The organism is Pseudomonas kribbensis (genome assembly GCF_003352185.1).
GTDB lineage: Bacteria > Pseudomonadota > Gammaproteobacteria > Pseudomonadales > Pseudomonadaceae > Aquipseudomonas > Aquipseudomonas kribbensis.
This window is the reverse complement of the sequence record NZ_CP029608.1, coordinates 4,742,056-4,756,721: the sequence shown is the minus strand read 5'-3', so window position 1 is coordinate 4,756,721 and position 14,666 is coordinate 4,742,056. Positions and strand designations below refer to the sequence as shown.

Below are 14,666 nucleotides of genomic sequence, written 5' to 3'. Positions count from 1 at the left end.
TAGGCATCCGTACTAGTCCATTGATTCGATTTTTTCGCGGCGCTCGAAACATGACATCAATGGTTCGGGGAGGTAGTCGAGATTGCATCTTCTCGGAAAGTCATGCCTATACCCCCAGTTGAAAAACATATCTTGGCGTATCCAATGTGCTGCCTGTCGGACGAATTTACCTGTAGGGCACCAATATTTTCAGACGATCGGTACTGTATTTACTAAAAGATAAGCAACGCGTGGCTGCTCAGAAATGCAAGCGCTGACAACCCGAATCAGTGTAGTGATAGGCATCCTTGGTCTGTCCTTTACGTGCCTTTAACAAGTGGATATTGTGGATGGCGTTGCGCCACTGTGCTCCTCTTTGAGGAAAACGTAAGTGACTTCGGGAAGGCCTCGCACCACATTCAACCGCGTTCTCATTAGGCCAAATTAGTGTCAGCACTAAGGGGTATGAGCTTGCAAATGGAAGCATGAACAAGGAGTCGGTTCTGAAAAAAGAAGGATGTAGCAAAGTCATTTCTCAACTGATTGATGTGGGAGTGACTTTTAAGTCGAATCGCTTGGGCATGTGGGTAGCACCGTGGCTAAATTGAACCCCTTGCTCCGTATGGCGACCATTGCCGGTGTGGAGGTTGCAGTCAAACTCCATATCGCGCGTGGCGACGATCTTGACGCTCGCGATGGGGCAGGCGCTACGCCTCTAATGCTTGCCTCTGCTCGAAAGAAAAACGGCATTGTACGGCTTCTGTTGGCTGCTGGAGCAAAACCAGAGTTGCTCGATCCCGAAGGCCGAACTGCTCTCGCTTACGCGGAGAAGAGTAACTGTGCTCAATGTATTGACCTATTGCGAGAAGCACTTGGTTTTTCCTTCCAAGTAAGCGATGTGGGCACTGAAAATTCGCTTCAGAGTGATGTAAGCGCCGGAGAGTTACTCCCTCACTCGGTCCAGAGCGAATCGCCGCATAACGACATAGAAGATGAAGCGGTTAAGGTGCCACCTCAGGTTGATGAAGTGCTCGCGTCTGGAAATCACCCATCTTTTGAACTCGTCATCCGCGAGGCGGAAACGATCCGAGCTGACGAGGATGCCGTTCCCTTCGAGACAAAGGCGCACGAAGACCTGATTGAACTCGACGACGAGCCTCTCGACTTGGGGTTTGAGGATGACTGGGAAGCGGAGTCTGAAGTGGTTGCCCCGCAGGGCAACATGGCCGTAGCCGAAGAAATCAGCACACTTCAAGGAACGATAGGCAAGTTCAAAGCGATCGACACTGATGTGGAGTGGGACGATGTCGATCTGTTTCTTCCAGAAAGATCGCTTCCTTTAACCAGTGAGGATCGTGCTGATCTACGTGGCTTATTCTTCCGGGGTTTACGAGAAGGGACAGTACCCAAATCAGCTCTTATCGATGTATGCCGTGAGGGTGATCTCTCCCGCAATGAGGAAACTGAGCGTCTTCTGACTTTCGTTTTAGGCGATCTTGGAGTCTTGATCGATGAGTGGTCGGAGATTACCGATCAGTCTGATCTTGTCGAGCCGTCAGTTGATGAAGAATTAAAGCTATCAGAAGCCTTGGAGTTCGCAGAAGACCTCGCATCGGGTCGTAACGAACCGCTGAGATTTTACGCTAAGGGCTTAAAGAAAGACCTGCTTCTGGCTGCTGAGGAAATTGCATTGGGCCGGGAAATGGAGGAGGCAAGGGCTCAGGCCCTGGATGCGCTCTCACGCTGGCCCTCAGGACTTACTTTTGTTTTCGAAGCTGCCGACAAAGTAGCCCGAGGCCAGGCGAGTCATGAGAGCTTCACCTCTCGCGATGATCCAGCTAGTGAAGGTGACGTAAGCGAAAACTCCAGTGAGATGCCCTCCAATGAGGAGGCAGATTACGAAGAGGATAAGATCGGACTCGATTCGATCGCAACAACCTTTGTCTCCTCGGTTTCAGCTGCACGCTCTGCTGGCAACGATTACGTGAAAGTCCGAAGTGGACTTGCCGCTGCAAATCTTTCCCGAATTTTTCTCATTGAGCTTTCGAGGAAGGCGGATTGTGATTTGGCAGGTGCAGGCTTCTCCTCTGCTATTCGACGCCAGGAAGCTGCGCGAGAAAGGATGATCCTTTCTAACCTTCGTTTAGTGCTTTCCATAGCCAACAAATATCGATGGTCCGAGCTCGCTTTTGATGATCTTGTGCAGGAAGGCAACATAGGTCTGATGAGGGCTGTAGAACGGTTTGACTGGCGCAAAGGGTTCAGGTTTTCCACTTACGCGACGTGGTGGATTCGACAGCAAATTACGCGCGCTATCGCTAATCAAGAGAGAGCGGTCCGTGTTCCAGTTCACATGCAAGAACTGGCAAGAAATATCGTACGAGAACGGGATAAGTTCAAATTTAAGTTGGGCCTTCCCGAAAGCGAACGCGAGACATCCCATCGAACAGGGATTGCTCTCGATAAGCTCAAGCTTCTTTTAACCGTGTTCGAAAAGATCAGCAGTTTGGATGAGTGGTTCGAAGAATCCTCTAATTCCTTGCTCGATTCTCTCTTGGAGGAGGAACCATCTGACCCGGCAATCGCTGCAGAGCATGCTTCCTTACGAGCGATTTTGATGGAAATGATTGGAGAGCTTGACGAGCGTTCGGCCAAGGTGATCAACCTCCGTTTTGGCTTTGGCCAAGATGACGCTATGACCCTGGAGGAGGTTGGATCTCTGTTTGACGTCACTCGTGAGCGAATTCGGCAAATTGAATCGAAGGCACTTAAAAAGCTGTGCCATCCGTTAAGAAAGGAAAAGTTAGTCTTGTATGTAGGCGACTACTTCGAGATGAAAAAATCTCTCCCCCCAGATGAGCAATCAGAGAAGGTCACGGATGAGCGTAGCTGATGATGACCCGCCTCCAACCCAACCGGATGGAGTGCGCAAGTTTGCACGTAGGATGGCTGAACTCGGCTTCACGCACCTTTCTGGAATTGCCTAACTCAAATGAACGAACGTACTAGGTATGCCCCACCGCGAGCCGACGCAATGCTTGAAGCCCTACGTGGCCTCGGTTATTCGACTGCCTCTGCTTTAGCTGATGTGATTGATAACGGTGTTTCCGCTGGAGCAACGGAAGTTCATGTGGCTTTCGACTGGGATGGTGAAAGAAGTCGAATTTCCATTTTGGATAACGGACGAGGCATGACCGACGCTGAGTTAGAGGTGGCAATGACGCTTGGCGCCAAAAACCCTCTCGATGATCGAGCGGCTAATGATCTTGGGCGTTTCGGGATGGGCCTCAAAACAGCGTCATTTTCTCAGTGCCGCTCTCTCACTGTTGCGTCTAGACCGAAGAGTGGTTCAGTTTCCTGTCTGCGTTGGGATCTCGATGCCATTGCGGCATCGAGGGACGTTGGGTGGAGGATATTTGAAGGGGCAGCCCGTGGATCTGAAGCTTTCGTTGAGCCGCTCAATGCTCTTCATTCCGGGACAATAGTTCTCTGGGAGAAGTTGGACAGAATCGTAACACTTGGCTATACGCTCAATCACTTTGCCGACTTGGTAGATGATGTTGAGCTACGTTTGGCGATGGTTTTTCATCGTCTGTTAGAAGGAAAAAACCCGGTCATCCGACTTTTCCTCAACGGAAAGATAGTTAGTCCATGGGATCCCTTTATGACAGGGCATCCCTCTAAGCCTTGGCAGTCACCAGTCGCCAAAATTGTCACCGCATCAGGGCTTGTTGAGGCTCAATGCCACGTTCTGCCACATAAAGATCGCCTCTCTGATGATGAGTTCCGTAGGGCGGGTGGGGCAGAAGGATGGACCTCTCAGCAAGGATTTTACGTATATCGGAGCCATCGTTTGCTTTTGGCAGGTGGATGGCTTGGGATTGGACAGGGCCGCGCTTGGAACCGAGAGGAACCTCATCGACTCGCCAGGATCATGTTGGACATTCCTAATACAGCCGATTCCGACTGGAAGATCGACGTCAAAAAATCTACGGCCCGACCTCCAGTATCTGTACGTCCGTGGCTCACGAAATTGGCTGAAGATACGAGGGAAAGAGCCAGAAGAGTCTTCGCTTTTCGAGGCTCGCCAATGCTTGGACTCGGAGGACTCAAGGTTGAGCACCAAGCGTGGCGTGTAGACAGGCTTAAGGATGGGGTCCGATATCGCATCGACGAGAGGCATCCCGCTGTGGCTGCGGTAATTGAAGCGGTTGGTGGTAATGCTGGTCTTGTTCGGGCCATGTTACGCGTTGTCGAGGAAACGGTGCCTGTACAACGTATATGGCTAGATACAGCTGAAAACAAAGATACCCCAATGACTGGCTTCTCAGGGGTGCCTGAGACGGCCCCCGACGGTGTCAGAACTGTCCTCTTGACGCTATTCAGGGACATGGTCGGGCGGCGTGGAATGAGCGTCGAAATGGCTCTGACTTCGTTGTCTATGACTGAACCTTTTCAGAACTACCCCAATCTCGTCGCGTCTCTTCCGAGTCTCGCGACGATACCCGCCGAAGGGAAAGCAAGTTAATGGAAGAGCAGAATAAGGTATTTCAGCGCGTTGTCAGCGTTACTCAGACATTCTTGGTTGAAGCCTTGGAGAAAGGCTCTGTCACGCCCGCCCTTATCGCCGAGAAAGTTGATTTTGTCGCGACTCACATGGCGCCTGGCGAAAACATCGACCGGAAGGAGGCTGTCGCAGAACTCATTCGTCGATTCAGCCTCTGGATCGGCGGTGCGTCCACGTTATCAGATAAGACTGGCCACAAAGATTGGCTTAATGCAGCTCGCAGAAGAGACTGGCGTTATTGGCAGCGATATCGCGACTTTCTTGAAAGTAAGATGTCCGTCAAGGCCGTGGACGCTTTGGATGAGGCGACCAACAAAATTCTTGAACTGCTTGAAGACCCTCTTCGCGAGGAGGGGTGGGATAGGCGCGGACTCGTGGTTGGACATGTCCAATCCGGTAAAACTGGCAATTACACAGGGCTTATATGCAAGGCGGCCGATGCCGGCTACAAGATCATCATTGTGCTTGCTGGTCTCCACAATAATCTGCGTTCCCAGACCCAGATTCGCTTAGAAGAAGGCTTCCTTGGCTACGAGACCTCGGCGAAGAATGATGTCGTCCGTTACATCGGAGTGGGAGAGAACGGGCGTGACGCCGAGATTCGCCCCAACTGTGCAACAAACCGCTCGGACAACGGTGACTTCAATACCAAGGTCGCGAAACACTTAGCCATTTCTCCGGAACAGAGACCATGGCTATTCGTAGTCAAAAAAAATAAGACCGTATTGGATCGCTTACTTAAATGGATTCGCAATCATGTTGCGGACTCTAAGGACGCTGAAGGTCGTCCGCTAGTCTCAGGCTTTCCGTTGCTCCTCATTGACGATGAGGCCGATCATGCCTCGGTCGACACCGGGGACCAAGTGATAGGCAAGGACGGGGCCGTGGACGACGAATACCAACCGAAGGCCATCAATAGCCGTATCCGAAAAATCCTTCACTCTTTCTCCCGAAAAGCCTATGTGGGATACACCGCCACGCCGTTCGCTAATATCTTCATTGACCGGCGCAAGGCAACTAAGGAAGAGGGGCCCGATTTATTCCCTCAGTCTTTCATCATTAATATTTCTGCACCTTCAAACTACGTCGGTCCGGCTCGTGTTTTTGGGCTTCGGGCGACAGAGGGTAGGGCCGGCGGTTTACCGCTTACTCGTGAAGTTGATGACCAGGCGGACGAGACAGGGGAAGGAGGCTGGATGCCGCCTCGGCACGACAAAAATCACGTGCCCTTGTACAAGGGGCTCGACGAGGTGCCACCGTCGCTAAGAGAGGCTGTTTCGTCCTTTGTTCTGGTGTGTGCAGTCCGCCTCCTGCGTGGACAGGGGCGCAGACACTGTTCAATGTTAATTCATGTTACTCGCTACACCGCAGTACAGGAGGAGGTGCGCCGGCAAGTTGAGGAACTAGTGAAAAACTATAGACAGCGGGTTGAGCGCGGCTTTGAAAAAAACAAATTGATGGTGGAATGGCAAAGGCTCTGGGAGTCTGATTTCGTTCCAACGTCGGCTGCTGTAGCGACTGCCATGGAGGAGGCAAGTGGAGAATTCGACCTTCCCCGTTGGGAAGAAGTTGAGGCAGTCCTAGCGGATGTGTTGGGTGATTTGGCAAGCAGCGTCAGAGCAATCAACGGTTCGGCAGGGGACGTCCTTGATTACGCTGAGCGTGAGGAAACCGGACTGAAGGTCATCGCGGTCGGAGGTGACAAGCTCGCACGAGGACTTACCCTCGAGGGGCTTTGTGTTAGCTATTTCGTGAGAACCACGAAGATGTACGACACCCTTATGCAGATGGGGCGCTGGTTTGGATATCGTCCAGGATATCTGGATCTCTGTCGCCTCTACACCAGTTCTGATTTAGTCGAGTGGTTTGGGCACATCACAGATGCTGCGGAGGAACTTCGTCAAGAGTTCGACACCATGGCCAAGGTACATGCCACACCCGAAAATTACGGTATGAAGGTTCAGTCACACCCTGTTCTCATGGTTACCTCACCGATCAAGATGCGAAGTGCCAAGAGTCTGCAAGTTTCCTTTTGTGGATCTGTTCTGGAGACAGTGGCTTTCCATCGCGACTCATCTGTCATTAAGAGAAATCTAGCCGTCATGGAGAGGCTACTCGACGCTGCTGGGACTCCTGCAGAGAACGGAGAATTTGTTAGGCAGCGGGGTGAGGCTTGTCAGGAGTGGAAGGGATTTCTCTGGGATAACATCCCCGCCGAGCATGTTATCGAGTTCTTCTCCGGGTATTTGACACATCCTGCTGCGAGAAAGGTTAACAGCGCCGTGCTGGCTGACTTCGTCAAGGTGATGGCAGCAAAAGGTGAGCTCACCTCTTGGACCATCGCTCTGATAGGAGGAGGTGAGGGAGCCAGTAGCATTTTCTGCGGAAAACATGCGCTCGGAAACATGATCACTCGAAACCAAAATCCCGCTTCCAAAGGAGAGCACTACTCAATCGGGCGTCTTTTGTCGCCCAGAGATGAATCGATCGATCTCGACGAGGATGCTTGGATGGCGGCCTTGAGTCTCACCGTCGAAGACAGAATGAAGGACCCTGCGCGAGGAACAGAGGAGACAAGCAAGGACTCGCCCAAAGCCCCAAGCGGGGTCTTCGTACGACAAGTTCGAGGATTGGGCGCGAAAGGAATACCTGGTCATCCCGAGCGAGGTCTTTTGCTTTTGTACCCAATTGACCCGAAAAGCGCTGGACTCCCAGATGATGGTCTTCCCATAACCGCCTTTGGGGTCAGTTTCCCTGCTAGCTATTCGGCAACCACTGTCAAGTACGAAGTAGATCACTTGCTATGGGAGACTGAATATGCCCCGGTCTATTGAGGAGTTTGTAGCAGCTTGGGACGCTCTTTCGGGGGAGTGCGGGCAGGAGGGGGGGTGGCTTGGTATTGTGGTGACTTCCGTTGGCGCATGTGAACTCATGGCGGCTCGGCGTTTCCCAGGAAACGAGGAAGCTCTTCTTGCTCGCTTTCCCACAGCCCGGCTAGGTGCCGCCGAGCGGCTACCTGAGGGCAGGGGGTTTGAAGTTGTAAGGGCGGATCCTCACCGCGATGGCAAGACTTGGATAGCTCTCTCACGCAAAGAGTCAGGCAGCCCCGAGTTGTTTTCAGAGATGGTCGGTGACGTTGTGGGTGCTATGGACGCCTCTGTTGGAGAGGGCGAGGCAGCGGTTCAGCGGACGATGCTACGCAGGGTTCGCATGTGGCAACAGTTCATGTCCCGTGGGGCTACTCCTCTCAGTCCTGAGGCGGAGCTTGGTCTAGTGGGCGAACTCACCATTATGGCCATTCTTATGGACTCAGGCGTTTCAACTGAGGAAGTACTCAGGGGATGGGTGGGGCCTGACGACGCTTTACAAGACTTCCTGTTGGGTGACGGAGCGCTAGAGGTGAAGGCGACGATGTCCTCATCTGGCTTTCCAGTAAAGATAACGTCCCTTGAGCAGTTGGACGATTCGGTGGCGTCACCACTCTTTCTGGCTGCGGTTCGGTTTGCGTGTGAGGAAGGCGGGCTCACCCTTCCTGAAATGATTGGGGAAGTAGAGAAACGTCTTGGTGAAGAGCCTGGAGCGGTAAATTACCTTAGAGATAAGTTGATTGTTGCCGGATACGCCGAAACCCAATCGAGGCATTACACCCGAAGATTCGAATCAAAAGAAATTCGAATTCTCTCCGTGTCCGAAGGCTTTCCGCGGTTGACTCCGGGAACGGTTCCCGTCGGAGTTATGCGAGCCCTTTACGAAATCAATCTAGACCACGTTGGTGACTACCTAATGGACCTCGACACGGCGCTCAATTTGTTAGGAGTAAATGGATGAGCCTTGATGATTTTTTCGCAGAGACAAGGGGCGAGATAGCAGCCCAGATGTCTGATGGCGCTCCTTTTGGCGAACTGGTTTTTTCCGATGTGGTGATGCAACACCTTGCTGACGCGGGTATGACATTCGACCCAGTTGTGTGCCACTTTCAAGGGAAAATCGCCAATGCGAATTTGCGTTTGAGTGGTTATGCCATGTCTGAAGACGCCGATCAGCTTGATCTTTTTGTAAGTCTGTACGAAGGCTTTGAAAGTCTAAGTCCTATTCCCGATCAAGATATTAAGACGGCCGCGGCGCAATGTGTTCGATTCTTGGAACTTTGTGCAGAAGGACGTATTGCCGAAAAACTTGATCCGTCGAGTGATGTTCATTCTCTGGCTTTAACAATCCGAGAAATTTATGACGGGCTTGAACAGGTTCGTGTTTATATCCTTACAGATGGTGTAGCTAAGTCGAAAAGCTTTCAATCTCGGAATGTGGGCGGAAAACTAGTAAAGCTTGAAGTCATGGATATTGAGCGACTTTTTCGCCATCGTTCCGAAGGTAAGCCACGCGATGAACTTGTCGTTGATTTCACCGATGTGTCAGGTTCTCCTCTGCCCTGTGTTTTCGTACCAGGCGAAACAGGGGATTATGACTACGCACTAACCGCAATTCCAGGTGAGGCGCTTCGATTCGTTTATGAAAAATTTGGACCTCGCCTGCTTGAGGCCAATGTGCGCTCATTTCTAAGTGTGAAGGCGAAGGGGGTGAATGCTGGGCTTCAGAGTACTTTACGGAATGCACCAGAAAGATTCATGGCCTATAACAATGGGATAGTGTTAGTTGCTGATGAGATGTTGTTGGATCGCACTGCCGATGGGTCGCCTGGTATAGCTTGGTTGCGAGGCATGCAAATCGTTAATGGCGGTCAAACTACGGCTTCAATTTTTTTCGCCAAGAAAAAGTATGCGGATACTGATTTGAGCAAAGTTCGTGTCCCCGCAAAAATCATTGTTATGAAAGAGCAAGATCCTGCGAAAGAGGAAGCTCTTGTCTCTGATATCTCGCGTTATGCCAATAGTCAAAATGCTGTTCGACAATCTGATCTATCTGCTAATAAGCCTTTTCATGTCGATATCGAGCGATTGTCACTTTCTGTCTATTGCCCTGATGGCATAGGTCGATGGTTCTATGAGAGAGCTGCAGGCAGTTATAACACTCTTCTTGCTCGTGACGGTACGAGTCCAGCCAAACTTCGAGCTCTGAAAGAGTCTGTGCCTCCCTCTAGAAAGATCACAAAAACTGAATTGGCGAAGTACGCTGTCGCATGGGGTGGAAATGCGGATGTTGTCAGTCTTGGTGCACAAAAGTGCTTTGACCGTTTCATGGCCGGCATGGCTGATATGGAAGCTAAAGGGACCGCTTTTACTCCGGATGTTGCTTATTACAAGGACGTTGTTTCGAAAGCGTTATTGTTCAAAGCAGTACATAAAACAGCGCGACCATTGGTGCCTGCATTTCTCGCGAACGTTGCAGCTTATACAGTTGCAGTAATTTCTCAGACTTATGGCGAAGCCTTTAACCTAGAACGTATCTGGAATAAGCAGGGTATTTCTCCCCAACTTGTTAAGCAGATTGAAATCTGGGCCAGAGAGGTCAATGATCGACTTCATGATACAGCAAAAGGCAAAATGATCTCTGAATGGGCAAAACGTCCCGAATGCCGAGACGCTATGTTTTCCCAGCCTTTTTCTTCTCCGTCAGCGGATATTCCTGAGGCGCTCTGACATTGCGGGCCTTTTGTAGGACAAGTCCCAGAAGGGGAGTCAGTCGGGTATGCGGTGGAGGGGGCGGGTTAAATACCTGCCCCACGAAACCAAAACATCGAAAAACCGAAAGGTTTGATCAATTGCCTACTGATGTTTGGCGGCTTTTCCCTGCGCGATAGGAGTCAATGATCGCTGAGACAACTGCTGCGATTTTTCTAGCAAGGAGTGGCGGAACCGCGTTTCCTATCTGTGTGTACTGTTCCGTTCTATTTCCTTCAAAGAAGTAATTATCAGGGAATGTTTGCAATCGAGCTGCCTCTCGAACAGTCAAGCTGCGACACTGACTGGCATCAGGATGTATGTAGTAATGGCCATCTTTGGCAATGTGGGCGACGACAGTGGTGGAAGGGCCATTCTCTAATTGAACCCTGAAGCGATCACTGAACGGGACGGATTCAGAGAAAACGTTTTCATGGGCAGGTAGGAACTGCTCAGGAAACTGATGTATTTTGGGGGAGATGCCATTCAACTTCGCAAATGACGCTGCGTAGATATATCTATGCAGGTCAGAGCGCATATGACTCCTGGCCTCATGTTGTAGAACCCCTCCCAATCTAGGGTCGAGAAACCATTCGCGCTGCTTGGCATTCATGTCTGGAGACACTTTCCAAGGTATGAATCGACTGCCGCTAGTTTTCAGCCTTTGTGCCTCATCAGCCGCTTTTTTTACGGCATCTATCAAATCCCCCCGCCCGGCCTCATAGGGGTGTAATAGCATAGAGCTTGCTTCATTCAAAGTTGAGAGCCATGCCTCGATAGAGTCTCCACCCTTTGAAATTTTGCTCCGTATTGGGGGGAGGCCCGATAAAGCCTGTTGAACGGTGAAAACCTTTTGGCTGGTTTCCATTACAAGTGTTTGCGGGCGCTCCAACAAGGCAGGGCAGCTTGAGGCAACGTCAGAGCGAACTCCGAGCAAGATAACTCTATGTCGAGCCTGCGGAAGTCCATGACGTTCTGCTTGAATGACAAAATCGTGTGGGTCTAGTTTTTCTACGTCTTTAGGAACCACTAAAGAACGAATGTTGTAAGAAAGGTTTTCAGCAGGAGTCGATAGATCATCAAGGATTTGTTGGAATATGTGCGAGCCACTGTGTTTTGAAGAAAGTATGCCCTTCACGTTTTCCATAACGAAAATAGTCGGTTTGAATTCGCGAATAATCCGCAGATATTCTTTGTAGAGAAAATGCTTCTCGTCGCTCTCAAACTTTTCTTGGCTTTCTCTCGTTCGACGTGCACGACCTGCTACTGAATATGCTTGGCACGGCGGGCCACCTATAAGCACCCATTCATCTACACCCTCCAAGGCCTCTTTGATCCAATTGTCGACCTCTTCGGGAGATTTTTTACCAAGCTCTGCGAGCTTGGCTTCTTGCGCTGCTTCCCTTGCTTCTACCGATACATCCGGATGATTGAAAAGCTCATCACGAGTAATTTCGCCACGGATGTATTGGTAGTATGCGTCTGGCGCTTCGCCCTTCGGAAAGCTGCGAAATAGTGCGCGGAGCGATAAGGTCCTGTGAGCGATGGGGTCTTTTTCGATCGAAACGCGAAGCTGAAACTTACGTACTCCCTTCTCAGCGCCGCCGATTGAAGAGAATCCCTCACCAAGTCCCCCTGGGCCCGCAAAGAGGTCAATGACCGGTATAGATTCCTTGTATTTCATTGATTTAGTAGATGCGCCTAAGAAGAAAGTAAAAAAGCGCATTGAGCGCTCAGAAGAGATGCGGCGTTAGATAGACACGCCCTAAGTGCGATAAATGGTAACGGTTCACTTGATGTCGGGCAAGAAATGAACCTTGGCAGAGGCAGTGAGTTTACTAAACGAAGGAGCTCGTTAAAGCTGCCAATCCATTTATTTTTTGCTGAGCCCTCAAATATCAGGCTTTCGCAAAATTAATAGGTTCCCAGAAACCGTCAGTGCGGAAACTGCTGCAAGTGTTGTAGGATTTTTGGTAGTCAAGCTGAGGAAGTGAGTGTTTCTATTCCCAACAAAAAAGCCCCAATTGAATTGGGGCTTTTTTGTTTTTCAGTTTTGGTATCGATCTGTCAAGTCGCGGTTAATTCAGGAATCAATCCCAGCTCAACGCACCACCAGTCTGATACTCAATCACACGCGTCTCAAAGAAATTCTTCTCTTTCTTCAAGTCCATGATCTCGCTCATCCAAGGGAACGGGTTAGTGGTCCCTGGGTACTCTTCCTTCAAACCGATCTGCGACAGACGACGATTAGCGATGAATTTCAGGTAGTCCTCCATCATCGCAGCATTCATGCCCAGTACGCCGCGAGGCATGGTGTCGCGGGCGTATTCGATTTCCAGTTGGGTGCCCTGCAGGATCATCTGCGAGGCTTCTTCCTTCATTTCGGCGTCCCACAGGTGCGGGTTTTCGATTTTGATCTGGTTGATCACGTCGATGCCGAAGTTCAGGTGCATGGATTCGTCGCGCAGGATGTACTGGAACTGCTCGGCGACGCCGGTCATTTTGTTGCGGCGGCCCATGGAGAGGATCTGGGTGAAGCCGCAGTAGAAGAAGATGCCTTCCAGAACGCAGTAGTAGGCGATCAGGTTGCGCAGCAGTTCTTTGTCGGTCTCTACGGTGCCGGTGTTGAATTCCGGGTCGGAGATGGCGCGGGTGTATTTCAGGCCCCAGGCGGCTTTTTTCGCGACCGACGGGATCTCGTGGTACATGTTGAAGATCTCGCCTTCATCCATGCCCAGCGATTCGATGCAGTACTGGTAGGCGTGGGTGTGGATCGCCTCTTCGAATGCCTGGCGCAGGATGTACTGGCGGCATTCCGGGTTGGTGATCAGGCGGTACACGGCCAAGGCCAGGTTGTTGGCAACCAGGGAGTCGGCGGTGGAGAAGAAGCCGAGGTTGCGCATCACGATGCGGCGCTCGTCGTCGGTCAGGCCTTCCGGGTTTTTCCAGAGGGCGATGTCGGCGGTCATGTTGACTTCTTGCGGCATCCAGTGGTTTGCGCAGCCGTCCAGGTATTTCTGCCAGGCCCAGTCGTACTTGAATGGCACGAGCTGGTTGAGGTCGGCGCGGCAGTTGATCATGCGCTTTTCGTCAACGGCGACACGGGCGGCGGAGCCTTCGAGTTCGGCGAGGCCTTCGGCGACGTCGAGGGAATCCAGTGCAGCCTTGGCGCGGGCCACGGCGGCCGAGTCTTCGGCGGTCACGGCGCGGGCTTCGAGGGCGGCGGCACCGCCGGCGCTGTCGAGGCGGTCCATGTTGGCTTCGGTAGCGTGGCCGGCGTTGGCGCCTTTTACTGCTACTTCACTGTCTTCTTTGTCGAATTCGTCCCAGCTCAGCATGACGTGTCGTCTCCTGCGTGAGGGCCTGTGCCCGTGTGAAAACTGATTGGTTGGTTTTTCACACGGCCGTACAGGCCGCGTTGGATGTCGTTTTTTGCAGCGGTGCAACGCAGGCAATAAACAGAAAATTTTTACGGGTTTCCGAGAGCCTCTGACGGGCGCGAGTCAGCGTGGACGCTGCTGCGGGGCTTCAGAATGGCTTTGATCCCTGTAAGGGAATATTGCTGACCCGATTGGGCGGCATTATAGGGAAAAAAACACCGGCGTGGGGGAGGGCGAAACAGCGCAGGGCGGTCGAGCGGGAGGGTGATTTCGTTTGGAGCGAGGGTTTACAGGGCTTTCGCCGGTATTGGCCCCGGAGAAATTTTTTTCATTAATTTTTCTGCGTGTGATTGGTTGCTCAAAAAACGAGCAAAAAACCGCGTTTTTCACTATATCTTGTGTTTTGCAACCCTTTTACGTCCCTTCAAACACAACTGAGCCCGACCGAAGCCGGGCTGGAATCGACCCTCGATGTTGCGCTGAGCGATCCGATTCGGTGCAGTCTCAAACCATCAATTGGTGCAGCCGTTACCCATCACGCTGTAACGCAGGATGTGGCGCTGGCCAGTGGAGTCGTCGTACTCCATTTTCATCGGTACCACTTCGCAGACATTTGGTACTTCGCTCATCGATACAACTTTGGCGATGTCCAGGTGAGTGGAGTAAGTGTATTCCTCGATGGCCGGTTGTTGCTGTGCGACATCAGTCGGGACCTCGTCTGCCATGGCGGTTGCGCACAGACTGCTGAGGGCCAGAACCAATAAAGCTTTCATTTGAAATTTACCTTCTTGAGGTCGAGTGGGGTCACGCAACCTTTTTGGGGTTGCGTGTGGAACTTCATCGTTTGGTTTGTTACTTCGGAGCTGGATTAACGGCCTTCGTGGGGGCTGTAACGTTGTTAATCACTTTGCCTTGTCGGCGAGGCAGATTTTAGGGAGGCGGGGTGGGTGTAAACAGATGGGGTTTTGATAAACACCTTTGGCAGATTTGGTAACAATCGCTGCCGGGCCAGTAGATTCAAGGCCTGCGAGGTCGTTGAGGGCGAGCATCGGGATTATCGCCACGACCTGTAGGGGCTTGTTACTACCATCGTCGAATGGTTCTATACGGTCGCCCCGGCTA

The 14,666-nt window shown here is 51.5% G+C and carries 8 protein-coding genes; 5 read left to right on the top strand and 3 right to left on the bottom strand.

What is annotated here, in order from left to right:
- Positions 1-574: 574 nt before the first annotated feature.
- The 5 genes from DLD99_RS21685 (at position 575) to DLD99_RS21665 (ending at position 10,143) form a co-directional block, all read left to right on the top strand.
- A complete protein-coding gene (locus tag DLD99_RS21685; protein ID WP_162803508.1) occupies positions 575-2,872 on the top strand; it encodes a sigma-70 family RNA polymerase sigma factor in 2,298 nt (765 codons plus the stop codon).
- A 141-nt stretch (positions 2,873-3,013) separates the two neighbouring features.
- Positions 3,014-4,507 (top strand): ATP-binding protein, encoded by a 1,494-nt coding sequence (locus tag DLD99_RS21680; protein ID WP_167443785.1) that lies wholly within the window; start codon positions 3,014-3,016, stop codon positions 4,505-4,507.
- Entirely contained in the window at positions 4,507-7,380 is a 2,874-nt protein-coding gene (locus DLD99_RS21675; protein WP_114884937.1) for a Z1 domain-containing protein, read from the top strand. The genes DLD99_RS21680 and DLD99_RS21675 overlap by 1 nt, the downstream gene beginning before the upstream one ends.
- Positions 7,364-8,374 (top strand): PD-(D/E)XK motif protein, encoded by a 1,011-nt coding sequence (locus DLD99_RS21670; RefSeq protein WP_114884935.1) that lies wholly within the window; start codon positions 7,364-7,366, stop codon positions 8,372-8,374. Before DLD99_RS21675 ends, DLD99_RS21670 begins: the two co-directional genes overlap by 17 nt.
- Entirely contained in the window at positions 8,371-10,143 is a 1,773-nt protein-coding gene (locus DLD99_RS21665; protein WP_114884933.1) for an AIPR family protein, read from the top strand. Before DLD99_RS21670 ends, DLD99_RS21665 begins: the two co-directional genes overlap by 4 nt.
- A gap of 118 nt (positions 10,144-10,261) precedes the next feature.
- On the opposite strand, the gene DLD99_RS21660 is transcribed toward DLD99_RS21665, so the two are convergent.
- The 3 genes from DLD99_RS21660 to DLD99_RS21650 form a co-directional block, all read right to left on the bottom strand.
- Positions 10,262-11,890, bottom strand: coding sequence for a DNA cytosine methyltransferase (locus DLD99_RS21660; RefSeq protein ID WP_244220752.1), 1,629 nt, complete (start codon positions 11,888-11,890; stop codon positions 10,262-10,264).
- A gap of 364 nt (positions 11,891-12,254) precedes the next feature.
- Positions 12,255-13,502 carry a ribonucleotide-diphosphate reductase subunit beta gene (locus DLD99_RS21655; protein WP_085709714.1) on the bottom strand — a complete coding sequence of 416 codons (1,248 nt, stop codon included), beginning with the start codon at positions 13,500-13,502 and terminating at the stop codon, positions 12,255-12,257.
- A 554-nt stretch (positions 13,503-14,056) separates the two neighbouring features.
- Positions 14,057-14,317 carry a DUF2790 domain-containing protein gene (locus tag DLD99_RS21650; RefSeq protein ID WP_085709715.1) on the bottom strand — a complete coding sequence of 87 codons (261 nt, stop codon included), beginning with the start codon at positions 14,315-14,317 and terminating at the stop codon, positions 14,057-14,059.
- Positions 14,318-14,666 lie beyond the last annotated feature (349 nt).

Coding starts and splice junctions, on each gene's coding strand:
- DLD99_RS21680 (WP_167443785.1), top strand. CDS start 3,014: ATGCTTGAAGCCCTACGTGGCCTCGGTTATTCGACTGCCTCTGCTTTA.
- DLD99_RS21675 (WP_114884937.1), top strand. CDS start 4,507: ATGGAAGAGCAGAATAAGGTATTTCAGCGCGTTGTCAGCGTTACTCAG.
- DLD99_RS21670 (WP_114884935.1), top strand. CDS start 7,364: ATGCCCCGGTCTATTGAGGAGTTTGTAGCAGCTTGGGACGCTCTTTCG.
- DLD99_RS21665 (WP_114884933.1), top strand. CDS start 8,371: ATGAGCCTTGATGATTTTTTCGCAGAGACAAGGGGCGAGATAGCAGCC.
- DLD99_RS21660 (WP_244220752.1), bottom strand. CDS start 11,890: ATGCGCTTTTTTACTTTCTTCTTAGGCGCATCTACTAAATCAATGAAA.
- DLD99_RS21655 (WP_085709714.1), bottom strand. CDS start 13,502: ATGCTGAGCTGGGACGAATTCGACAAAGAAGACAGTGAAGTAGCAGTA.
- DLD99_RS21650 (WP_085709715.1), bottom strand. CDS start 14,317: ATGAAAGCTTTATTGGTTCTGGCCCTCAGCAGTCTGTGCGCAACCGCC.